This is a genomic window from Achromobacter sp. DH1f, from assembly GCF_000633435.1.
Classification (GTDB): Bacteria; Pseudomonadota; Gammaproteobacteria; order Burkholderiales; family Burkholderiaceae_B; genus Achromobacter; species Achromobacter deleyi.
The window spans coordinates 369,172-391,189 of sequence record NZ_AYMF01000001.1 but is presented as its reverse complement, the minus strand read 5'-3'; the positions used below and the strand labels follow the sequence as shown (position 1 = coordinate 391,189).

At 66.0% G+C, this 22,018-nt stretch carries 18 protein-coding genes; 11 read left to right on the top strand and 7 right to left on the bottom strand.

Annotation, left to right across the window (positions count from 1 at the left end; all coding sequences use genetic code 11):
• From U858_RS0101840 to U858_RS0101830, 3 genes are all read left to right on the top strand, one after another.
• Positions 1-919, top strand: a 919-nt coding sequence (locus tag U858_RS0101840) for a hydantoinase/carbamoylase family amidase (protein WP_025135491.1), incomplete at its 5' end; no start/stop codon positions are given.
• 30 nt (positions 920-949) lie between these two features.
• Positions 950-1,285, top strand: coding sequence for a co-chaperone YbbN (locus tag U858_RS0101835; RefSeq protein ID WP_025135490.1), 336 nt, complete (start codon positions 950-952; stop codon positions 1,283-1,285).
• Between the two features lie 13 nt (positions 1,286-1,298).
• Positions 1,299-2,228: a DMT family transporter gene (locus tag U858_RS0101830; RefSeq protein WP_025135489.1), complete on the top strand. Its 930-nt coding sequence runs from the start codon at positions 1,299-1,301 to the stop codon at positions 2,226-2,228.
• Between the two features lie 20 nt (positions 2,229-2,248).
• Here the strand turns inward: U858_RS0101830 and U858_RS0101825 are convergent, their stop codons facing one another.
• Positions 2,249-3,151 carry a DMT family transporter gene (locus U858_RS0101825; RefSeq protein WP_025135488.1) on the bottom strand — a complete coding sequence of 301 codons (903 nt, stop codon included), beginning with the start codon at positions 3,149-3,151 and terminating at the stop codon, positions 2,249-2,251.
• On the bottom strand, positions 3,142-3,876 hold the full coding sequence (locus U858_RS0101820) for a GNAT family N-acetyltransferase (protein WP_025135487.1): 735 nt from the start codon (positions 3,874-3,876) through the stop codon (positions 3,142-3,144). Before U858_RS0101820 ends, U858_RS0101825 begins: the two co-directional genes overlap by 10 nt.
• Positions 3,877-3,987: 111 nt before the next feature.
• Between U858_RS0101820 and U858_RS0101815 the strand changes: the two genes are divergently transcribed.
• Positions 3,988-5,493 (top strand): PLP-dependent aminotransferase family protein, encoded by a 1,506-nt coding sequence (locus tag U858_RS0101815; protein ID WP_025135486.1) that lies wholly within the window; start codon positions 3,988-3,990, stop codon positions 5,491-5,493.
• 62 nt (positions 5,494-5,555) lie between these two features.
• Here the strand turns inward: U858_RS0101815 and U858_RS0101810 are convergent, their stop codons facing one another.
• Positions 5,556-6,188: a LysE family translocator gene (locus U858_RS0101810; protein WP_025135485.1), complete on the bottom strand. Its 633-nt coding sequence runs from the start codon at positions 6,186-6,188 to the stop codon at positions 5,556-5,558.
• Between the two features lie 244 nt (positions 6,189-6,432).
• On the opposite strand from U858_RS0101810, the gene U858_RS0101805 reads away from it, so the two are divergent.
• Positions 6,433-7,260 carry a DUF72 domain-containing protein gene (locus tag U858_RS0101805; RefSeq protein WP_025135484.1) on the top strand — a complete coding sequence of 276 codons (828 nt, stop codon included), beginning with the start codon at positions 6,433-6,435 and terminating at the stop codon, positions 7,258-7,260.
• A gap of 49 nt (positions 7,261-7,309) precedes the next feature.
• Here the strand turns inward: U858_RS0101805 and gorA are convergent, their stop codons facing one another.
• Positions 7,310-8,668, bottom strand: coding sequence for a glutathione-disulfide reductase (gene gorA / locus U858_RS0101800; protein WP_025135483.1), 1,359 nt, complete (start codon positions 8,666-8,668; stop codon positions 7,310-7,312).
• Between the two features lie 157 nt (positions 8,669-8,825).
• Here gorA and U858_RS0101795 point away from each other — a divergent pair, with 157 nt between their 5' ends.
• Positions 8,826-9,449 carry a LysE family translocator gene (locus tag U858_RS0101795; RefSeq protein WP_025135482.1) on the top strand — a complete coding sequence of 208 codons (624 nt, stop codon included), beginning with the start codon at positions 8,826-8,828 and terminating at the stop codon, positions 9,447-9,449.
• A gap of 149 nt (positions 9,450-9,598) precedes the next feature.
• Here U858_RS0101795 and aceE read toward each other — a convergent pair whose 3' ends face one another.
• Complete coding sequence (aceE, locus tag U858_RS0101790) at positions 9,599-12,262, bottom strand: pyruvate dehydrogenase (acetyl-transferring), homodimeric type (RefSeq protein ID WP_025135481.1); 2,664 nt, start codon at positions 12,260-12,262, stop codon at positions 9,599-9,601.
• 198 nt (positions 12,263-12,460) lie between these two features.
• Here aceE and U858_RS0101785 point away from each other — a divergent pair, with 198 nt between their 5' ends.
• From U858_RS0101785 to U858_RS33535, 5 genes are all read left to right on the top strand, one after another.
• On the top strand, positions 12,461-12,919 hold the full coding sequence (locus U858_RS0101785) for a MarR family winged helix-turn-helix transcriptional regulator (RefSeq protein ID WP_025135480.1): 459 nt from the start codon (positions 12,461-12,463) through the stop codon (positions 12,917-12,919).
• 229 nt (positions 12,920-13,148) lie between these two features.
• Positions 13,149-15,464 (top strand): hypothetical protein, encoded by a 2,316-nt coding sequence (locus U858_RS0101780; protein ID WP_198529694.1) that lies wholly within the window; start codon positions 13,149-13,151, stop codon positions 15,462-15,464.
• A gap of 46 nt (positions 15,465-15,510) precedes the next feature.
• Positions 15,511-16,218 (top strand): aspartate/glutamate racemase family protein, encoded by a 708-nt coding sequence (locus U858_RS0101775; RefSeq protein WP_025135478.1) that lies wholly within the window; start codon positions 15,511-15,513, stop codon positions 16,216-16,218.
• A gap of 27 nt (positions 16,219-16,245) precedes the next feature.
• A complete protein-coding gene (locus U858_RS0101770; RefSeq protein WP_025135477.1) occupies positions 16,246-16,620 on the top strand; it encodes a hypothetical protein in 375 nt (124 codons plus the stop codon).
• Between the two features lie 61 nt (positions 16,621-16,681).
• Positions 16,682-17,887, top strand: coding sequence for a diguanylate cyclase (locus U858_RS33535; protein ID WP_025135476.1), 1,206 nt, complete (start codon positions 16,682-16,684; stop codon positions 17,885-17,887).
• Positions 17,888-17,986: 99 nt separating this feature from the next.
• Here U858_RS33535 and U858_RS0101760 read toward each other — a convergent pair whose 3' ends face one another.
• Positions 17,987-19,270, bottom strand: a complete 1,284-nt coding sequence (locus U858_RS0101760; RefSeq protein ID WP_025135475.1) for a hypothetical protein — start codon at positions 19,268-19,270, stop codon at positions 17,987-17,989.
• Between the two features lie 202 nt (positions 19,271-19,472).
• The gene (locus U858_RS0101755) at positions 19,473-21,875 is read right to left on the bottom strand and encodes a mechanosensitive ion channel domain-containing protein (protein WP_029953438.1); all 2,403 of its coding nucleotides are present in this window, start codon (positions 21,873-21,875) and stop codon (positions 19,473-19,475) included.
• Between the last annotated feature and the right edge of the window lie 143 nt (positions 21,876-22,018).

Sequence of the window (22,018 nt, the reverse complement as noted above, 5' to 3'; positions counted from 1 at the left end):
CGAACTGGAACACGACTTCGAGGTCATCGACTTCCTGTCCGAAGAACCCAGCGACTACGGCATTTCCTGTGTGGGCAGCCGCGCGCTCAGCGGCCAGCTCAGCGCCGACATGCTGGCCGCCCGCAACCCCGACGGCGAAACGCTGGCGCAGGGCATCGCGCGCATCGGCGGCGACCCGGCCGCGCTGAACGCCCCCTTGCGCGGCGCCCACGGCACCGCGGCCTTCGTCGAACTGCACATCGAACAGGGCCCCGTGCTGGAAAGCCGCCAGCTGCCCATCGGCGTGGTCACCAACATCGTCGGTATCCGCCGCGTGCAGATCGTGGTCGAAGGCCAGCCCGACCACGCCGGCACCACCCCCATGGACATCCGCCGCGATGCCCTGGTGGGCGCGGCCCGCCTCATCGACGCCGCCAGCCGCCAGGCCAGCGCCGCCAGCGGCAATCCGCATTACGTGGTGGCCACAGTGGGCAAGCTGGCCATGACGCCCAACGCCGCCAACGCCGTGCCCGGCCGCGTCGAACTGACGCTGGAAATGCGCAGCGACAGCAATGCGGTGCTGGACGTATTTCCCGAAACGCTGATGGCTTCGGTGGCCGATGACCTGAAAGCGCTGCGCCTGACCGCCGGCTTCACCCAGCTGAGCCGCGCCCAGCCCACCGACTGCGCACCGCTGGTGATGGACGCCGTCAAGGCCGCCGCCGACCAGCTGGGCTACGCCAGCATGCGCCTGCCCAGCGGCGCGGGCCACGACGCGGTCTACATGGCGCCCACCGGCCCCATCGGCATGATCTTCATTCCCTGCCTGAACGGCCGCAGCCACTGCCCCGAAGAATGGATCGAACCGGCCCAACTGCTGGACGGCACGCGCGTGCTGTATAAGACGGTGCGGGAACTGGATCGAGTACTGTCTCGCTAAGCTTGCGCCACCCAGACCCCCACGGACGCCATGGAACAGATTGAACTGAACGACAGCACCGCCGACCGCTACCTGCTGGACGCCCCCGGGCTGTCGCTGCTGGTGTTCCACAGCCGCACCTGCGGCACTTGCCGCATTGCCCGCGAACAGCTGCCCAAGCTGGAATTGCCGGTCGAACGCGTCTGTTGGGTGGATGCGGGCGAAAACGGCGGCCTGGTCGAACGCTATGAAATCTTTCACCTGCCTGCCATGTTCGTGACGCGCGACGGCGCGTTCTTCGGCCCGGTGCAAGCCACGCTGGCCGAATGGGACCTGCGCCAGCAGATCGGCCTGGCGCTGGACAGCTACCCCGCCGAACTGCCTTGAACCGGGGCCAGCCATGACGCCCTTGCGCCGTCCGCTGGACACGCTGGCCACCAGCGTGATGCTGCTGCTGTGCCTCTGCTGGGGCTTCCAGCAGATCGCCATCAAGCTGGTGGCCGCCGACATTTCGCCCATCATGCAGGTCGGGCTGCGCTCGACCTTTGCCGCGCTGGTGCTGGCGGTGGTGGTGTGGCGGGCCGAAGGCGGGCGGGCGCTGCGCGACGGCACCCTGGGTGCCGGCCTGCTGGTGGGCCTGCTGTTCGGACTGGAGTTCCTGGCGGTCGCGCAGGGGCTGGTCTACACCACGGCCTCGCATATGTCCGTGTTCCTGTACACCGCGCCGATCTTCACCGCGCTGGGCCTGCACTGGCGCATACCTGAAGAACGCATGGCACCGCTGCAATGGCTGGGCGTGGCGGTGGCGTTCGGCGGCATTGCCGTGGCCTTCCTGGGCAACGGCAAGCCGCAGGCCGGCGGCAGCGACATGCTGCTGGGCGACGCACTGGGCTTGCTGGCCGGGCTGTTGTGGGGCGCCACCACGGTGGCGATCCGCCGCACCGCGCTGTCGGAAGCCGCGCCGGCCAAGACCCTGTTCTACCAGATGGCGGTCGCCGCCGTGCTGCTGCTGGGCTATGCCGCGGCCACCGGCAACGCCGGCATCCGCTACACCCAGGCGGCCGTGCTCAGCGTGGCGTTCCAGTCGGTCGTGGTGGCGCTGTCCAGCTACCTGGCGTGGTTCTGGCTGCTGCGCCGTTATCTCGCCTCGCGCCTGTCCATCCTGTCGTTCATGACGCCGCTGTTCGGCGTGTCGTTCGGCGTGCTGATCCTGAATGAACCGCTGGACGGCGCCTTCGTGGTCGGCGCCGTGATGGTGCTGGCGGGCATTTCGCTGGTCAGCGGCGCGGGCTTGCTGCGCGAGAAGTTTCGGCGCACGCCACGCGCCTGAGCCTGACCCTTGCCGGTTTTCTAGGCCGACGCGCGCGCCGGGCTTTTCTTTGCCCCCAGGTTCAGCACGATCAGCGCCGCCCCCGCCAGCACCAGCGCAAAGCCCCACCAATCGGCCGGGGCCGGGCGGTCGCCCACCAATGCCATCGCGCCCAGCACCCCCACCACCGGCACCATCAGGGTGGTCAGCGCCGCCACTGTCGCGCTGACCCGTTCGCTCAGCACGAACCACAGCCAGTAGGCCACCGCCGTGCCCAGCACGATATGGAAGGTCAGCGCCGCCGCCACCCGGCCATCCCACCCCTGCAGCGGAAACGATTCGCCCGCCAGCAGCACGCCGGCCAAGGCGCAGGCCGCGCCTACCGCCAACTGCCAGGCCGTGATGACGATGCGGTGGCCGCTCACCGGCCAGCGCTTCAGGTAGACCGTGCCGGCGGCCCACCCGAAGGCGGCGGTGAGCGGAAACACCAGGCCGCGCGCGGCGGCCAGGTCGTGTTCTGCGAAAACGGCGCGCAGTACCGGCCAGGCCAGCACCGCCACCCCTGCCCCGCCCAGCAGCAACGCCAGCCCGCGGCGGCGGTCCAGGCGTTCGCCCAGCACGGCCCAGGCCAACAGCGCCGACATCATCGGCATGGTGAAGGTCAGCACTGCCGCGCGCGACGTGCTGGTGCTGAGCTGCGCCCAGGCCACCGCCAGGTTGAACACCGCCACGGCCAGGATGCCGCCCACCACTATGCCCAGCCACGCGTCGCGCGGCGGCAGCAGGGGCAGCCGCTTGGCGCGCGCCAGCGCCAGCAGCAGCAAGGCCCCGCTGCCCAGACCCAACAGGCGCAGGGTGAACGGCGGGCAGATCGACAGCACGATCTTCACCGCCGGCCAGTTCAGGCCCCAGAACAGGGCCAATGCCACGGGGATCAGGCGCACGCGGCCTTTTCCTGGGCGATCAGGTCCGCCAGGCCCTGGCGCTGGCCGCCTTCGGCATCGAAGTTGTCGGGGCTGAGCCAACGTTCGTAGGCCGCGCGCAAGGCTGGCCATTCGCTGTCGATGATCGAGAACCAGGCCGTGTCGCGGCTGCGGCCGCGGTACACGATGGCCTGGCGGAATATGCCCTCGAACTGAAAGCCCAGGCGGGCGGCGGCCGAGCGCGACGGCGCGTTCAGGCTGTCGCACTTCCATTCATAGCGGCGATAGCCCAGCTCGTCGAACGCGCGGCGCATCAGCAGGAATTGCGCCTCGGTGGCGATGCGGGTGCGTTTGAGCAGGCGCGAGAACGCCACGTGGCCCACTTCGATCACGCCATGATTCGGGTCGATGCGCATCAGCGACAGCGAGCCGACCGCGCGGCCGCTGGCCAGGTCGATGACGGCGTGGTGCAGCGGATCGCTGCCCGGCTGCGCCTGGTGCTGTTCGGCGAACTTGCGGTAGGAGGCCTCGTCGGGAAAGGGGCCGGCGGTCATGTAGGTCCAGTCGCTGCCGTCCGGCGCCTGGCTGAAGGCCTGGAACAGGTCGGCCGTGTGGCGCTCGGCCGACAGGGGTTCCAGCCGGCAGTAGCGGCCCTCGATAGGCGTGACCGGCGGACGCGGGCGCGGCGTCCAGTCAGGCAAGTCGGGGCCGACGGGTTGTTGGTAAGCATTGACGCGGGGTTGCATGCTGCTGGCCTCATCCAGGTTGGAAAACGCCGCCGGCGGTGGCGACGCAAGCCGGGCCGTTACATGATGGCAATCGGCCCTGGCATGCACTCACGATAGCGAAATCGTGGCATGATAAAAAGCACCACGATCCCTGAATTTAATAGAGCCATGATAGACGGTGCCGGTTTGTTGTCCAGCCCCCTGGCGCGCGGGCCCGGCGCGCTGCCGCGCCAGCGCCAGCTGATCCAGCGCCTGAAACAGGCCATCCTGGCCGGCCAGTTGCCGGCCGGCGGCAAACTGCCCGCCTCGCGCGTGCTGGCCGACGAACTGGCCATTTCCCGCAACACCGTGCTGATCGCCTACGAGCAATTGACGGCCGAAGGCTATGTCATCGCCGACCGTCAGGGCACCCGGGTCGCGCCCCTGTCGGCGGCAGCAGCCAGCGCCGCCAAGCAGGCCGCCGCGCCCGAGGCGCCCGCGTTTCGCACCGCCCAGCGGCTGTCGCGCATCGTCGCTACCCGCGCGCCCAACGACGGCGCGCTGCCGCTCACCCCCGGCACCCCGGCGCTGACGCAATTTCCCATCAATGCCTGGCGCCGCGCGCAAGACCGCGCCCTGCAGGCCGCCCCCGCCGCCACGCTGGGCTACGGCCCGCCCGTGGGCGAACCGGCACTGCGCGAGGCCATTGCCCAATACCTGCGCGTGTCGCGCGGGGTGCGCTGCGACGCCGACCGCATCGTCATCACCGAGGGCGCGCAAGGCGCGCTGGCCCTGTGCGTGCAACTGTTGACCAATCCGGGCGACACCGCCTGGCTGGAAGAACCCGGCTACCGCGGCGCCAAGGCCTCGTTTCATGCGGGCGACCTGAACGTGGTCGCCATGCGGGTGGACGCCGACGGCATCGCCATTTCGGATGACGCCTGGGACAAGCAGCCCCCGCGCCTGATCCAGACCACGCCCACCCACCAATACCCGACCGGCGCGGTGCTGTCGCTGGCGCGCCGGCTGGACCTGCTGGAACGCGCCCGCCAGGCCGGCGCCTGGATCATCGAAGACGACTACGACAGCGAATTCCGCCACCAGGGCGAACCCATCGCCGCCATGCAGGGCCTGCTGCCCGACGCCCCGGTGCTGTATGTGGGCACCTTCAGCAAGACCATGTTCCCGGCCCTGCGGCTGGGCTTTCTGGTGCTGCCGCAGGCGATTGCCGGGCCGGCCATGCCGTCGATCATCGAAATGCTGCGCGGCGGCCACCGGCTGGAACAGCTGACCATGGCCGCCTTCATCGAGAACGGCCAGTTCTCGCGCCACCTGGGCCGCATGCGGCGGCTGTACCGCGACCGCCAGGCGGCGCTGCGCGATGCGCTGGCGCAGCACCTGGGGGTAGACCACGAGGTGCTGGGCGGCCACAGCGGCCTGCACCTGACCGTGCGCCTGCCGCCCGACATCCCGGACCGCGCCATCGTCGAACAGGCCCGCAAGCTGGGCATGAACCCCAACGCGCTGTCGACCTTCGCCATCACGCCGCAGCCGCAGGACAACGGCCTGGTGATCGGCTACGGCAACACCAGCGCCGATCGTTTCCCGGGGCTGGTCAAGCAGTTGGGCAAGCTGGCGAGGGCGGCACGCGGGTAAGGCGGTTTTTCAGGTCTCGCCAAGCCAGCAGCAGCCGGACAGCTGCGATCGCGCTGCGGCCATCAGCGCCGCGAATCCAGCGCCATGCGCAGCGCCAGGCCGGCCAGCACCGTACCCATCAGCCAGCGCTGCACCACCATCCACAGCGGGCGTCCGGCCAGGAAACCGGCAATGGACCCCGCCATGATGGCAATGACCGCGTTGACCGACAGGCTGACCGCCACCTGCGTCATGCCCAGCGCCAGCGACTGCGTGAACACGCTGCCGTGATCGGGCTGGATGAACTGCGGCAGCAGCGACACGTACATCACCGCCACCTTGGGATTGAGCAGGTTGGTCACCAGCCCCATCGAGAACAGCGTGCGCGGGCTGCTGGCGGGCAGTTCACGCACCTGGAACGGCGACCGTCCGCCCGGGCGCACCGCCTGCCAGGCCAGGTACAGCAGATACAGCGCGCCGCCAAAGCGCAGCGCATCATAGGCATACGGCACCGCCATCAGCAGCACCGTGATGCCGAACGCCGCGCACAGCACGTAGAACACGAACCCCACCGCCACGCCGCCCAACGAAATCAGCCCGGCCTTGGGGCCCTGCGAAATCGAACGCGACACCAGGTAGATCATGTTGGGCCCAGGCGTGAGCACCATGCCCAGGGCGACCAGGGCGAACGTCAGAAGATTGGCAATGTCAGGCATGATGAACCGGCGCGCGCCGGACGGCAGTGAAGGGAGTGCTGTGCACGTTATCTGAAATCTGTATCGGAACAGCACGCTTTTTGTTGCGCCGCCGGGTTGCTCCCACCCGACGCGGCATCCGGGCAACACCCCGGCTGAACAATCGCTGACAATCCGCGGTTTTAAATGTGGACGGATGGGATGCGCGGCCCGTCAGGGATAGAGTGGCAGAGACGCCCCGCAACATCGGAAAGGACCCCCGCCCATGCCCCTGCGCAAATCGCCCGCCGCGCACAAGCCGGCCGCCATCCGGGTCGGCATCGGCGGCTGGACTTACGCCCCGTGGCGCGGCGCCTTCTATCCCGAAGGCCTGCCCCACGCCCGCGAGCTGGAATACGCCAGCCGCCAGCTCACCGCCATCGAAATCAACGGCACCTACTACAGCAGCCAGAAGCCGGCCACCTTCGCCAAATGGCGCGACGAGACGCCGGACGATTTCGTGTTTTCGCTGAAGGCCTCGCGCTACGCCACCAATCGCCGCGAACTGGCCGGCGCCGGTGAATCCATCCACCGCTTCGTGCACGGCGGCATCGCCGAGCTGGGCCCGAAGCTGGGGCCTATCGTGTGGCAGTTCGCGCCCACCAAGGTGTTCAACCCGGACGATTTCGGCGCCTTCCTGGCGCTGCTGCCCGATGCGGTCGACGGCCTGCCGCTGCGCCACGTGCTGGACGTGCGCCACCCCAGTTTTGCCTGCGAGGAATACCTGGACCTGGCCCGCCGCCATGGCGCCGCCACCGTCTACACCGACAGCGAAGACTACCCGTCGCTGGCCGACCGCACCGGCGCCTTCGTCTATGCGCGGCTGATGCGCGCCAGCACCGCCTTCAAGGCCGGCTACGCGCCCAAGGTGCTGGACGCCTGGGCCGAACGGCTGCATACCTGGGCGCGCGGTGCGGACCCGGCCGACCTGCCGCGCGTCGGCACGCGCAAGGCGGCGGGCGGCGCCAAGCCACAGGATGTGTATGCATTTTTCATCAATGGCGCCAAGGAACGCGCGCCGGCTGCGGCGCGCGCCATGATCGAACGGCTATAGCACGGACGATGTCCGCGCCAAGCCCCCGCACCGCCAAACCCGGCGCGGGCTAGTTCGCCACCGGCGTGCGCAGCGTCACGAACTCTTCGGCCGCCGTCGGGTGGATGCCGATCGTTTCGTCGAACACCTGCTTGGTCGCGCCCGCCTTCAGCGCGATGGCGATACCTTGCACGATCTCGCCGGCATCCGGGCCCACCATGTGCACGCCCAGCACGCGATCGGTCTTGGCGTCGACGATCAGCTTCATCAGCGTCTTTTCCTGCGACTCGGTCAGCGTCAGCTTCATCGGGCGGAAGCGGCTTTCGAACAGCTTGATCTCGTGGCCGGCCTCGCGCGCCTCTTCGGTGGTCATGCCCACCGTGCCGATGTTGGGCAGGCTGAACACGGCAGTGGGGATCAGCTTGTAATCCACCTTGCGGTATTCCTCGGGGCGGAACAGGCGGCGCGCCACCGCCATGCCCTCGGCCAGCGCCACCGGCGTCAGCGGCACCCGGCCGATGACGTCGCCCAGCGCCAGGATCGACGGTTCGGCCGTGCGGTATTCGTCGTCGACGGCGATGAAGCCCTTGTCGTCAAACTTGACGCCGGTGTTTTCCAGGCCCAGGTTGTCCAGCATCGGACGGCGGCCGGTGGCATAGAACACGCAGTCGGTCTCGATCACCGAACCGTCTTTCAGCGTAGCGGCCAGCACGCCGTCGGCGCGTTTGTCGATACGGGCGACGTCGGCATTGAAGCGCAGGTCGATACCCTTCTTGGTGAGCTCGTCGCGCAGGTGTTCGCGCACCGCGCCGTCAAAGCCACGCAGGAACAGCGGGCCGCGGTACAGCTGGGTGGTCTGCGCGCCCATGCCATTGAAAATAGAGGCGAATTCGACCGCGATATAACCCCCGCCCACCACCAGCACGCGCTTGGGCAGCGCCGGCAGGAAGAAGGCCTCGTTCGAGGTGATGGCGTGTTCCTTGCCGGGAATGTCCGGCACCTGCGGCCAGCCGCCGGTCGCCACCAGGATGTTCGCGGCGGTGTACGTCTTGCCGTCCACCTCGACGGTGTGGAGGTCTTTGATGCGGGCGTGGGCTTCGAGCAGCGTCACGCCGCTATTGACCAGCAAATTGCGGTAAATGCCGTTAAGACGCTGGATCTCGCGGTTCTTGTTGGCGATCAGCGTGGCCCAGTCGAAGCTGGGCTGGCCGGCGGTCCAGCCAAAGCCGTGCGCCTGTTCGAAATCTTCGCTGTAGTGGGCGCCGTAGACCAGCAGCTTCTTGGGCACGCAACCCACGTTGACGCAGGTGCCGCCCAGGTAGCGGCTTTCGGCCACGGCCACGCGGGCGCCGAAACCGGCCGCAAAACGGGCCGCGCGCACGCCGCCCGAGCCCGCGCCGATCACAAACAGGTCAAAATCGAATGCCATGGTGTTTCCTTCGCTGCCGCCTTACGGCGCCGCGTTCACTGTCCGGGAAACCTGTATTTTGCACCACCTGACCCCGGACGCGCCCCATCGCCCCGCGCCTTGCGATACATTGGCCGCCAGGGCGACGCCGCCGCCCCCCCACTCTGGAGCAAGACCCATGTCGCTGGAAACCTGGCTGGCCTTCCTGGGCGCATCCACCCTGCTGGTGATGCTGCCCGGCCCCACCATCCTGACCGTCATCAGCTATTCCATCACCCATGGCAAGCGCGCCCGCCTGCCGCTGGTGCTGGCCGTGACGCTGGGCGATTCCACCGCGCTGGCGCTGTCGCTGCTGGGCCTGGGCGCGCTGCTGTCGGCGTCGGCGTTCTGGTTCACCGTGGTCAAGACCGTAGGCGGACTGTACCTGCTGTACCTGGGCTTCAAGCTGCTGCGGGCCGGCGTGGCCCCGGCCACCTTGCCGCAGGCCGACGCCGCCGGTTCGCGCTGGAAGCTGTTCGCCAACACCTACCTGGTGACCGCGCTGAACCCCAAGGGCATCATCTTCTTCGTCGCCTTCCTGCCGCAGTTCATCGACCCGGCCGGCGACGTGACCCGCCAGCTGTGGACGCTGTCGGCCACCTTCGTGGCCTGCGCCGGCATCAACGCCACCGTCTACGCCCTGTTTGCCGGTTCGGCCCGCCGCCTGCTGGCCTCGCCCAGGGCGCAGCGCGGCTTCAACCTGGGCGGCGGCGCACTGCTGTCGGCCGCGGGCATCTGGGCCTTGCTGGCGCGCCGCGCCTGAGGGCGCGGTTTCTGCCAGGAAACAGGGCGGCCAGCGCATGCCGCGCCGCCGCCCTGCTTTGACACCGCTCTGCCCTGACACCGCTCTGCCCTGACACCGCTCTGCCCTGACACCGCCCTGCCCTGACACCGCCCTGCCTTAGCGCCGACTCACGGCAGCGCCGCTGACACGGCTTGCGGGTCCAGCCCGTAGCGCCGGATCGCATCCGCCGCCTGCTCGGCCGGCAACACACCGTCATCGGCCAGCGCCTTCAGGGTGGCCAACACGATGTGATGCCGGTCCACCTCGAAGAACGCCCGCAGCGCCTGGCGTGTATCCGACCGGCCAAAGCCGTCCGTGCCCAGCGTCACATAGCGGCGCCCTGCCACGAAGGGGCGGATCTGCTCGGCCACCGTCTTCATGTAGTCGGTCGCGGCCACCACCGGGCCAGCGGCATCAGCCAGGCAGCTTTCGGCGTAACCGCGGCGCGCCGCGTCCAGCGGATGCAGGCGGTTCCAGCGTTCGGTTTCCTGGCCGTCGCGGCGCAGCTCGGAATAGCTGGTGACGCTCCAGACGTCGGCCGCCACGCCGTAGTCCTGTTGCAGCAGATCGGCGGCGGCCAAGGTTTCGGCCAGGATCGCCCCGCTGCCCAGCAACTGCGCGCGCACCTCGCCCGGCCCGCCCTCGCGCAGCCGGTACATGCCTTTCAGGATGCCGGTTTCGGCGCCTTCGGGCAGCGGCGGATGCGCGGTCTTCTCATTGATCAGCGTCAGGTAGTAGAAGACGTCTTCCTCTTCCTGATACATGCGGCGCAGGCCGTCCTGCACGATCACCGCGATCTCGTAAGCATAGGCCGGGTCGTAGGCGATGCACGACGGAATCACCGAGGCCAGCACGTGGCTGTGGCCGTCGTCGTGCTGCAGCCCTTCGCCTTCCAGCGTGGTGCGGCCAGAGGTGGCGCCCAGCAGGAAGCCGCGCGCGCGGATATCGCCCGCCGCCCAGGCCAGGTCGCCCACGCGCTGAAAGCCGAACATCGAATAGAAGATATAGAACGGAATGGTGGCCACGCCGTGCGTGCTGTAGGCCGTGGCCGCCGCGATCCATGACGACATCGCGCCAGACTCGTTGATGCCTTCCTGCAGGATCTGGCCGCGACGGTCTTCGCGATAGACGCTGAGCTGGTCGGCGTCTTGCGGCGTGTACAGCTGGCCCACGTGCGAATAGATGCCCACCTGGCGGAACATGCCGTCCATGCCGAAGGTGCGCGATTCGTCGGGCACAATCGGCACCACCTTGGCGCCGATGTCCGGGTCCTTCAGCAGCTGCGCCAGGATGCGCACGAACGCCATGGTCGTGGAAAACTCGCGCCCGTCGCTGCCCTTGAGGTGCGCGGCAAACGCGGCCAGCGCCGGCATGGCCTGCGGCCCCGGGCCGGCGGGCCGGCGCGGCAGGTGGCCGCCCGCGCGTTGGACACCCGCGTCGAAATAGGCCTGCTCGGCACTGCCGGGCGCCGGCTTGATGTACGGAATCTCGGCCAACCGGTCGTCGGCCACCGGAATGCCGAAGCGATCTCGGAACGCCCGCACCGCCGGATCGGCCATCTTCTTTTGCTGGTGGTTGGTATTTGCCGCCTCGCCCGCTGCGCCCATGCCGTAGCCCTTCACCGTCTTGGCCAGGATCACGGTGGGCTGGCCGCGGTGCGCCAGCGCCTGGGCGTAGGCCGCATGCACCTTGACCGGGTCGTGCCCGCCCCGGTTCAGCGCGCCGATCTCCTCGTCGGACAGGTGCGCCACGCGGTCGAGCAGCACCGGGTCCGCGCCGAAGAAATGCTCGCGCACATAGGCGCCGCCGCGGGCCTTGAACACCTGGTATTCGCCGTCCACGCATTGCATCATGCGGCGGCGCAGCCGGCCGTCGTGGTCCTGCGCCAGCAACGCGTCCCAACCGCCGCCCCAGACCACCTTGATCACATTCCAGCCCGCGCCGCGGTACACGCTTTCCAGTTCCTGGATGATCTTGGCGTTGCCGCGCACCGGGCCGTCCAGCCGCTGCAGGTTGCAATTGACCACGAAGATCAGGTTGTCCAGCTTCTCGCGCCCGGCCATCGCCACGGCCGCCAGCGTTTCGGGTTGGTCCTGTTCGCCATCGCCCAGAAAGCCCCACACCCGGCGGTCTTGCGCGGGGATCAGCTCGCGGTCTTCCAGGTAGCGCATGTAGCGCCCCTGGTAGGCCGCCATCAGCGGCCCCAGCCCCATCGACACCGTCGGGAACTGCCAGAAGCCCGGCATGGTGCGCGGGTGCGGATACGAGGCCAGCCCGCCGCCGCCGATCTCGCGCCGGAAGCGATCCAGCTCGTCTTCCGAGATGCGCCCTTCCAGGTAGGCGCGCGCGTAGATGCCCGGGGCCGAATGCCCCTGGATGTACAGCATGTCGCCCAGATAGTCCGGCGTGGCCGCCCGGAAAAAATGGCGGTAGCCGGTTTCATACAGGGTGGTTGCCGACGCGTAGGTCGCGATGTGCCCGCCCACGCCCGAGGTCTTGCCGGCGCGCAGCACCATGGCCATCGCGTTCCAGCGCAGGTAGGCGTCCAGGCGCGATTCGATACCCACGTCGCCCGGAAACGCCGCCTGCCCCGCCACGCCGATGGTATTCACGTACGGCGTGGCGCCCGGCGCGGCGTAACCGCCCAGGCGCTCGCGGTCCTGGTTGATCAGCTGGTCCAGCAGGTAGTGCGTGCGCGGCAGGCCTTCGTGCGCCAGCACGGCCTGCATGGCGTCCAGCCATTCCCGGGTTTCCTGCGGGTCGGCGTCGATAGGGTCGATCTCGGTTTCCATGGCTTGCTCCTTTGGGGAAAGCGGCGCCTGGACGGAAAGCACCGGCGCCTTCATTTCATATCGTGAATTGCATTTGCATAATGTGCAATTGCAATCGTATGAAGGTTCCCGAACAATTGCAAGTGCAACTGTTGGCGGTTTTGCCGGCCGCCGCCTCTACAATCGCGGCAGCAAAATCCCCAGACAAGGAACGAACGCATGGCCACGGGCAAGCCCGACGCGTGGAGCCTCTTTCTGACCGCGCATGCGCTGGTGGTGGAAGAGATCGAAAAAAGACTGTCCGCCGCCGACCTGCCGCCGCTCGCGTGGTACGACGCGCTGTGGGCGCTGGAACGCGCGCCGCAGGGCACCGCCCGCATGTTCGAGATGGCCGAACGCATGGTCATCGCGCGCTACAACCTGACGCGGCTGATGGACCGGATCGAAGCCGCCGGGCTGGTCGAGCGGTTCCGCAGCGACGAAGACAGGCGCGCCACCTTTGCCCGGATCACGCCTGAAGGCCTGGCGCTGCGGCGCAAGATGTGGAAGATCTACGGACCCGCGATTGACGAGCTGTTCCTGTCGCGGCTGACGCAGGCGCAGCAGGACGCCATGGCCGAACAGTTCCGCGGCATCGCCCGGCATGTGCGGGCGTTGACCAAGAGCACGGTTGAATAGCAGGCAAGCGCTTGTTGCCAGCCCCCCGACTCACCACCTCTTGAGTACAAGGCGCGCTTAGTGATATCGAGCGACTTGTACGCTACCCCCTAGTGTTTCTCTCAAAGGAATCGTCTGACCTTCTTAGCTAAGACGTTAGGGAATTACATTGGCCATCATCAGACTAAAGCCGCTTTTCCACCCGAGACGGCCACCTCCGCCGCCAACAACGGGATCATTTCGCCCCAGATTGCCGTCCGACGCGGACTTTCAACGCTGGCCAGCTGAGATTGCGTACATCCAATCTGTGCATCAAAAGGGCTTCGGTTTCGCTCTGCCCCTGACCGGCTCATCGAGTAGCGAGATCTTCCTTAATGAAAGCCGGATTGCATGGCTGCGCCGAAGCAGGCATACGTTGGAAGGTGCGTTTGTTCTGGTCAAGACCATAGACCGAGCTGATGGCCGCATAGCAGCCCAGGAAGCTCGCCACTTGGACCTGGCGGACAGTGGTGTGGCCTCGCAGCTGTGGCAACAGGTGGCACATAACCACAACGAACATCTGGAGAATTGGGCAGCGGCCATGGCGCTACTTCCCGATCAACCCGTATTGCTGCCGTTGGCTCTGGCAGCAATTGATACAGTCGTTGGTCAGGGCCTGATTGAGGACCTCCTACGAAAGCTACCGCCGCAAGCCTGGACTTGCTGCGACCATATCGGCACTAAGCTTCCACTGGAATATGCAGGACACGGCGTGAAACTGGCCGTCGTGCAGCATTTCCTAAAGCAGAGTCCGGATCGGGTAGCCGTGCATCTGGAATCATTTCGACAAGACGGCTTTGACGGATTGGAAAGCCTCAATGCAACGGAATTTGAGCAACTGTGGAAGGCGCTACGCGGACAAAGAGATGCTCTCATCAATTGGCTGAAAGCATGCGGTCGAAGCACTCCGACGCAAGAACTGATTGCTTGGGCAGCCATGAAGGTCGAGGGCGATAGCGATAGCGAGAGTACAGGTCTTGGCTGGCAGATCATCGAAGACACCATGGCTCGGCCAAACGCCGAGTGGCCAGAGGAATGGGACACATGGCCGGCTCTGAAGACGGTCCCTCTAACAGTTGCGGCATCGCTCGCTCGAAAGCGCTACCAAGATTGGTCCAGCGCGATGACGACACTACAACGATTCTGGGACCAAAGCGTGAAGCAGCTATGTTTTGACGCGGACAAGGTACTGGCGTCCCTCGATTCGCGTGACCTTCAACTGGCCAATCTCTGGGCCCCAGCTGCAGACCCTGAGGAAACAGAGATCGCGGTACGGCAGCGTGCCCAAATGCAGACTGCGCGCGCGGCGGAAAAATGCGCGTATCACTATCTGGAGGGATTTGGCCTGCCTGTCCAGGACATCGCCATCACTCAGCTGGACGGTAGTACTACCGCGTGGCCCCTGATGGACCTTGAACTCGATCGCAAGCATGGCATTGACGTAAAGAACTGTCGACGCACCCCAGGTGGTGGACTACGCTCAAGCAAGTGGAAAGTAAAGGCGTTCAAGGCGGATGCGGCCGGCAACCCAGTGACCCTGCTGGGTATCAGCAGCCCCTACACCAAACTCGACAGCGAAGGTCGGATAGCCGCTGTCAAACCAAGCGTTTGGCGGAGCTTTACGCGTCATGACATACCCGAGATGAATACGACCTCCATGGTTGTCCTGGGTGTGACTACGGCATTGGAAGTGCAAAGACTCATGAAGCGATTCCAGGACCTTGCAGACATCGACATGCCGGCCCCCAAAAAGCTATCGGAGATACCCGCATGGTCGTGGGATTACCCTGGTCTGCACTACCGCCTGCGGGATGAAGCCCTGCAAAAACTTGTCGAGCACTTTGAACGCACCGACCAGGTTTTGATGAATCGGCTACGAGATGGTCTGCCCCCGGTGCTTTGTGCCTTGCTGGATCTGGATGCATCAGCTTTCGGGCAGTTGGATGCGCAGCAGCGGAACTTCCTGCACGAACTACGGACGCACGCACGTGATCACCGAACGCAGCGCCCTGGAGCAGTTTTCGTGCCGAGATTGCCTTGGCTATACCTGTTCACGTTGCATGCCTGGCTCCAATGGAGGTTAGCTGGAAATCCATCCAGGACATCCCGTATTTCCCAGCTGTTTCGCCATCCCAGTGTCACATCTGACCGCGGGGATAGCCGTGGCTCGAACTCGCTCGCATCCGGCATCGGTATCATTGATATAGCTAGCACATTGGAAGCGCTATTCCAGGTCCTGGAGCTATTGGATAGCGCACTGACCGAGGCTGAAATGCGTGGCATGACCCGATTCACACTGCAAACGAATGGCATTTTCCGCAGCAGATTCCCAGACGGAAAAACACGGACTCTGATTGCCCACTGTGGAGGAAAAAATCGCAATCACGTCGAATGCGGCAATTGGCCCCTGGTCTACGGAAAAAACGAGACTTGTGCCTGCGGGCGCTTAATTTGTGAAATGTGCGATTCTTGCACTATCGATTCATTTCCATGCGAGCACGAGCGAGAGCGCAAGAACGCGATCTAAATCTGCACCTTCCCCCGTAGATCCGGCCTTTACTCCTAGGAAAAAAATGTCGTACAGCTCTTCCCTGCACATCGGCATCGTCGCCTGCTCGGCCGAAGGTGCCGCGCTGTGCTATCGCACGATCTGCGCCGAAGGCGCCCAGGCACTGGGTCCGCACGCCCACCCCGAGGTCTCCCTGCACACCCATTCGCTGGCCGACTACGTGGCGTGCCTCAACCAGGGCGACCTGGCCGGCGTGGGCGCGCTGATGCTGTCGTCGGCCGGCAAGCTGGCGCGCGCAGGAGCCGACTTCCTGATCTGCCCCGACAACACCATCCACCAGGCGCTGGGCCACGTGCTGCCGCAGTCGCCCCTGCCCTGGCTGCACATCGCCGAAGAAGTCGCCTTGGAAGCCGCCCAACGCGGCTATCGCCGCATCGGCATCACCGGCACGCGCTGGCTGGTGGACAGCCCCGTCTACCCCGACAAGCTGGCGGCCCAGGGCCTGGAATGCGTGCGCCCGCCGGCATCCGACCGAGACCTGCTGGCGCGGATCATCATGGACGAACTGGTCTATGGCGATTTCCGGCCGGCGTCGGTCGCGTTGCTGCAAGGCGTGGTGACGCGGCTGCGCGACGCCGGTTGCGACGCGGTCGTGCTGGGCTGCACCGAACTGCCGCTGGTGCTGAACGACGGCAACTGCGCGCTGCCGACGCTGGATTCCACCCGCATCCTGGCCCGGGCGGCGCTGCGGCGCGCGTTGCAGGGCGAGTGACACGGCCATTCATCGAAGAGACTTCCCATGACCCACCTATCGGATGACGGCGACGATGCCGGCTTTGTCGAACCCGATGTCGAGCAGACCTTCGCGCTTTTCAGGCAGATCGGATTCGTTGCGCCCCTTCACGCGTCGGACGGCGACCTGCCCGGCTACACGTTCGCAGGCCGAGCCGAAATCAAGCTTGCGACACTGAGACCGGACGAGCCGCTGGGCGTGACGTCGCCCATTCCGGAAGAAGCGAAGGATTTCTTCGCCAAGCTGGCGGACTTTCGTCAGGAAATACAGGTCATCACGGACCCGTCCGGCACGTGGGTCTTTGAACCCGGTGCGGCGCCCGAACATATTCCGCCCCCGGACGCGCCCTCGCCCCGCAAACCCTGGTGGAAAGTCTGGTAACGCATGGCCGCCAGCTAGCGGCCAAGCCGGAATTCCGCGTCCCCTCTACCCCTTCCCCGTTATGGTTGCCTCTACGCTCGTCGCCATGCTGTGTGCACACCTGTTGTGCTTTTCCGGCATGTTCTTATTGATCAGCCGTCGCCTGCCCGGCAACCGGATGGGGATGGATTATTTTGCCGTGGGCAACCTGTTGCTGGCGTCGGCCTACATCCTGCAATTGCTCGAAGGCGGGCCGGCCTGGAGCCTGATGAGCGTCATCAACCATATTCTTACGCTCGCCGCCCCGATTGCGTACTGGCTGGGCGCCATGCGCTTCTTTGGGCGCCAGGTTCCCTTGTGGCGGCCACTGATCGCCTTTGCCGTGGCCTACGGCCTGGCGCAATGGTGGGTGCAAGCAAGCGCCGGCCCCGCCGCCCGCTACGCCATGCTGGCGGCGATGGCGACCGTGCTGTTCTTTGCCATGACCCTGACCGTGATCTACGGCGTGCGCACGTTTGCCAAAGACCTGTACGGAGAAATGATTTTCTTCTCGCTGCTGATCGGCGGCATCTGTGTCCTGAACGCGCTGAAGTTCATGAAGATCGTGGACGATGGCCTGGATGCGCTGCACATGGACAGCCGCTTTCAGATGATCTTCTACATCTACATGTCCACCCTGGCCACCATCGTGCCGCCCGCCATCGTCTGGCTGGTGCTGCGGCGCCTGACCGACAGCCTGCGCAATATCGCGGCGCGCGACCCCATGACGAACCTGCTCAATCGCCGCGGGTTGGCGGATGCGCTCAAGCAGTACTTCAACGCACGACAGGCCGCGCCGGCCTGCCTGCTATTGCTGGATGTGGATCATTTCAAGCGCATCAACGATACCTACGGCCACCAGGCCGGGGACGAGGTCATCTGCCAGGTGGCCGACCTGCTGCGCGCCACCGTCCGTCGCGGCGACCTGACGGGTCGTATCGGCGGGGAAGAATTCGTGGCCATCTTCCTGGATGCCGACACGGAAGGCGTCACGTTCCTGGCCGAACGCCTGCGTGCCAACATTGAAAGCCAGGCCATCAAGGTGGCGGGATCCGACCAATGGCTGCGCTGCACCGTCACCATCGGGATTTCGCCCCACTTCCATGGCGTGCAGGGGCTGGAAGACGCGCTGCGACAAGCCGATTCCGCGCTCTACCGGGGCAAGGCGGCGGGACGCAACCGGATCGAATGGGCTGACGCCAGCCACGGCATTTCAGCCGAGACCCCGGCACCGGTGATTGCGGCGTAGACGGCTAGTCCCCACGGCATCCCGGAAATCCATGGCTGCCGCTTGAGACTTGCCGGCACCCCAAGCTGCAGCAATTGCCGCCTCAAAAACGTCGGCCGCTCAATAGCCATCCATGAATAACACCATCTCAACTTCTCTGGTCGTCCAGACCGCGCCCTCATTGGCGGGGCCCACGGGATAAACATCGGGCCGCCGATTCAGCTCGTCGCGCACGCCTCTGACAAATGCGCTACCGGCAAACTGGGTTGACCACTTCTGGTAGCCATTGGGCCAGTTGAGGCGATAGCGCGGCGCGACGCGCGTTCCGGCTCGTCCTGGGACGCGGCCCAGATTGACCAGACAATCTGGCACGTCTTCAACGCCGGAAGCCACCAGAATGGCATCAAGCCGCCGCAAGAGGGAATGCGCAACGCGACTATCCCAAATGACTTGTTCGCAGCCCGAACCGCAAGCTGCGCTTGCGAAGGCTGCCACTTTGGTCCAGCCGCTATTCATCAGCGCGTCACCGACGCGTTCGCCGCGATTCACGCTGTCGAATACCGCGCGCACTTTGCGCACCGTCACGTCCGGCTGCGGCACGCCACCCCATTGGAAGATGTCCTTGGCCAGTTGTACCGCCGCAACCCCCTCGGCCTCGGTCCATGCCCGACCTTGCATGGCAGAACTCTGAAGCACTGCGGCCTTTTCCAGCATGGGACGCAATCGAAGGCCGGTGACCCTGGCATCTACGCCTGGATTGGGCCAGAAGTAGCCCTGCAATCTGGCCGACCACCCCGTGACCGCAGGCGTTCCCGTCGGCTTGCCGCGATAGTGGGCCACGAACGGATCCTGGTCGATCGCGTCGACAAGGGCAACGGTCAGCGCTTGCACAGACACCTCTGCGATTGCGGCAACGGCGCGTGGCGAATTGAACGGCACGATCTCGGTGCCAGGCAACCCGACATCGATCAGACCTTTACCGGAGTCTTCAATATCCGCGGCAATCAGGGCATCGATATCGTCCCTGTCCTTCGACGAGAGCGATGCCCATAATTTCTGCCCTTCATCAGACAGGCGTACATGATTCACATGACGCCCCGTGGTGCCATGCCGGGCTGAGTATTCAACCAGCAGATGGGCATTGCTCGTACGAAATTCGCGTGTCGCCTGCATGGTGTTTCTGTACGGCACCAGCAGGCGGCATAGCACATCCAAAGAGAATATCCGCCCCCTGGTCATCTGCTCTGCCAGTCCTACCGCGGCATTGGATATCGGCATGCCGTCCAACTGTGGATCCCGATTGGCGTCGCCGTCAAAATAAGCAAACCATCGATCCCAAGCAGCAATAAACCGGCTGTCCGGCACGGTGTAATCAACGGGACCGTATGGAAATCGGACGGGCATAGGGGCTCTCTTTTTTAATAAGAAGGTCACGATTCAAATGCGATGCAGGCGGCAATAATAATTCTGGATAATCAATCCCAACGCCAGAATTTAAGGGGAATAATGGCGCCAAACTTCGGCGCTCATTCGCAGCCCTTCAACCGGGCGGCCCGTTCCGCCTGCATCGCATCACCCTGATGCCCTCTCTGGCCAGGCAGGCCAGTCACCGCTCCGTGCGCGGCGTCTCGTCCTCGGCTTCCTGCCGCGCTTCGAGCTCATTGCCCAGCACCTCGGCCGAATCGTCCGCACCGGATTCCGGCACCAGGGGACGGCGGGTGTGTCCCGCCGCCCGGGCGTTGTCGCCCTCGTCGGGGCGCTCGGTCTGCACGGCCACATTGGCCGGCGGCGCGTAGCCGCGCTTGTCCTGCCCGAAGTACACCACCGTGTGCGGGTACGGCAGCTCGATGTCGGCGGCGTCGAAGTGCTTCTTGAGCAAGCGGTTGTAGCCGCGCTGCACCGCCCACTGCATGCCCGGCGTGGTCTTGATCAGGATGCGGATGGTCACGCCCTTGTCGTTGACGGCCGTGACCCCGGCCACCGTCATCTCTTCCAGGATTTCGGGTCCCAGTACCGAATCGGTCATCAGCTCGGCAAACGCCGCGCGCAGATGCTCGATGGCATCGTCCACGCTTTCGCGGTGCGCGATGGTGTATTCGCCCAGGTGGTACGAGAAGTCGCGCATGTGGTTGGCCACCACGTCCACCGACGAGAACGGCACCAGGTGGTAGCCGCCGTCCAGCGTGCGTATGCCCACGGACCGGATGGTCATCTTCTCGACCGTGCCGAACACGCCCGCGACCTGCACCACGTCGTTCTCGTTCATGCCGTTTTCCAGCTGGATGAAGACGCCGGTGATGATGTCCTGCACCAGCTTCTGCGCGCCAAAGCCGATCGCCAGGCCCACCACGCCGGCACCAGCAATCAACGGGCCAACGTCGATGCCGATCTGCGACAGCAGCACCATCAGCGTCATCGTCACGATGACGATCAGCGCCGCATTGCGAAACAGCGCCAGAAGCGTGCGTTCGCGCGCGCTGGGCATGCCCCGCCCTTCGCGCTGGCTCAGGCGATGTTCGATGATGCTGGCGATCACGGTCCAGGCCAGCGCCGCGATCAGCAGCACGATGACGATATTGAGCGTCACCTTGATCGCCGCGCCCCCGGCGTCCGACGCCAGCCAGCGCGACAGGTCAAAGGCGCGCCAGGCATCCAGAATCAGCAACACCGCCACGATGCGGATGATCCAGCCGACCAGCTTCAGCAAGGCCGGCACGTAGGCGTTCACGCGCGCTTCCAGCAGCGGCAGGCGCTGGCGCAGGTCGTCGGACAGCCGGATGGGCTTGGCCAGAAAGGCGTTCAGCAGCAGGATCAAGAGGCTGCTCACGCCGATCACCAGCAGCGTCTGCGCCGTGGCCCGGGCCATGAAGGGCAGCGCGTTGGTGGGGTCGACCTGGCTGACCACCAACAGAACGGTGAAGTAGCCGATGCCCAGCACATGCCATATGCGCGACAGGAAATGCAGCCGCGCCCCCAGGAACGTGGCGGCCCCCGCGGCGCGGCGGTCGAGATGCTCGCGCACGGCCTGGCGGTTCTGCCAGATGGTGCGCACGGCGTACACATAGACCGCCAGCATGATGACCATGCCCGCCAGCCGGCCCAGCGCCGGCGACAGCGTGGCCGACATCACCGGATCGATCAGCAGCGTGCCGTACCCGGCCGCCGCCACGATGCGCACCAGCCAGCCATTCCAGAACCTGGCGGATTCGTCGGCCATCGGCAAGAGCCGCAGGTGCGGGTGCCGCACCGCGAACACCGTGCGGATCACCACCTTGATGATCTCGACCGACACGAAGGCACGCAGGAAGACGGCGGCCAGCGTGTCCAGCGAGCCGCGCCCGGGCGTGCCCCACAGGGCCGCCGCGCCGCCGGCCATCGCCGCCAGCACCACGACGCCCACGTCGATCGCCAAGGCCCCGATGATTGCGCCCGCCCGCCGGCCCAGCACCCGGATGGGCAACGGCGTGCCGCGCGCGGACGGGGCGGCGGGCTTGCTGCCATGTTCCGCCACCCAATGGTCAATGCGCGTGTAGATGCGCATCGCGATCAGGCGCAACAGAAGGAAGGCGATGATCGTGGCCACCGCCGCCATCAGCAGCGGCATCAAGGCATGGCCCGCCGTGCCGCTGTCCATGCGCAGGCTGCGCCCCGAGGCCAGCGCCACCATGTCTTCCACGCCCTGGCCCATGTCGGTGGCCACGCCGGTCAGGAAGCGCTGCACGTCATCGGCCATGCGCTCCTGCAACCCGGGCGTTGCCTGCGCGGGCGGCGCTTGCGAGGCCGCGCGCGAGGCGGCCGGGTCCGTCCCGGCCGCCTGCGCACGCAGCGCATCCACCAGGGCCTTGCGCGCGTCGGGATTGTCGAGCAGATCGGCCAGCGCGGCGGGAGACAGCGCGCTGGGGGCAGCGGTCGCGGCCGGCGCCGGGGCCGCCGCGGCCGGCAACAGCGGCGTTGCCGCCCTGGCATCAGTCTGCCAGGATAAAGCCACGCAACTCAGCATCATCGCCATCACCAGCGGCAGCCACGGCCTGCCTCGCCTATGCCGCCACACGCTGGCGGCAAACTGGCGAAACGGGAAAGCGATCGATACTATCGTTGCGGATAGAACCACTAAGAAATCTCCTCTACGAACAAGATGAATCCGGCCGCGCG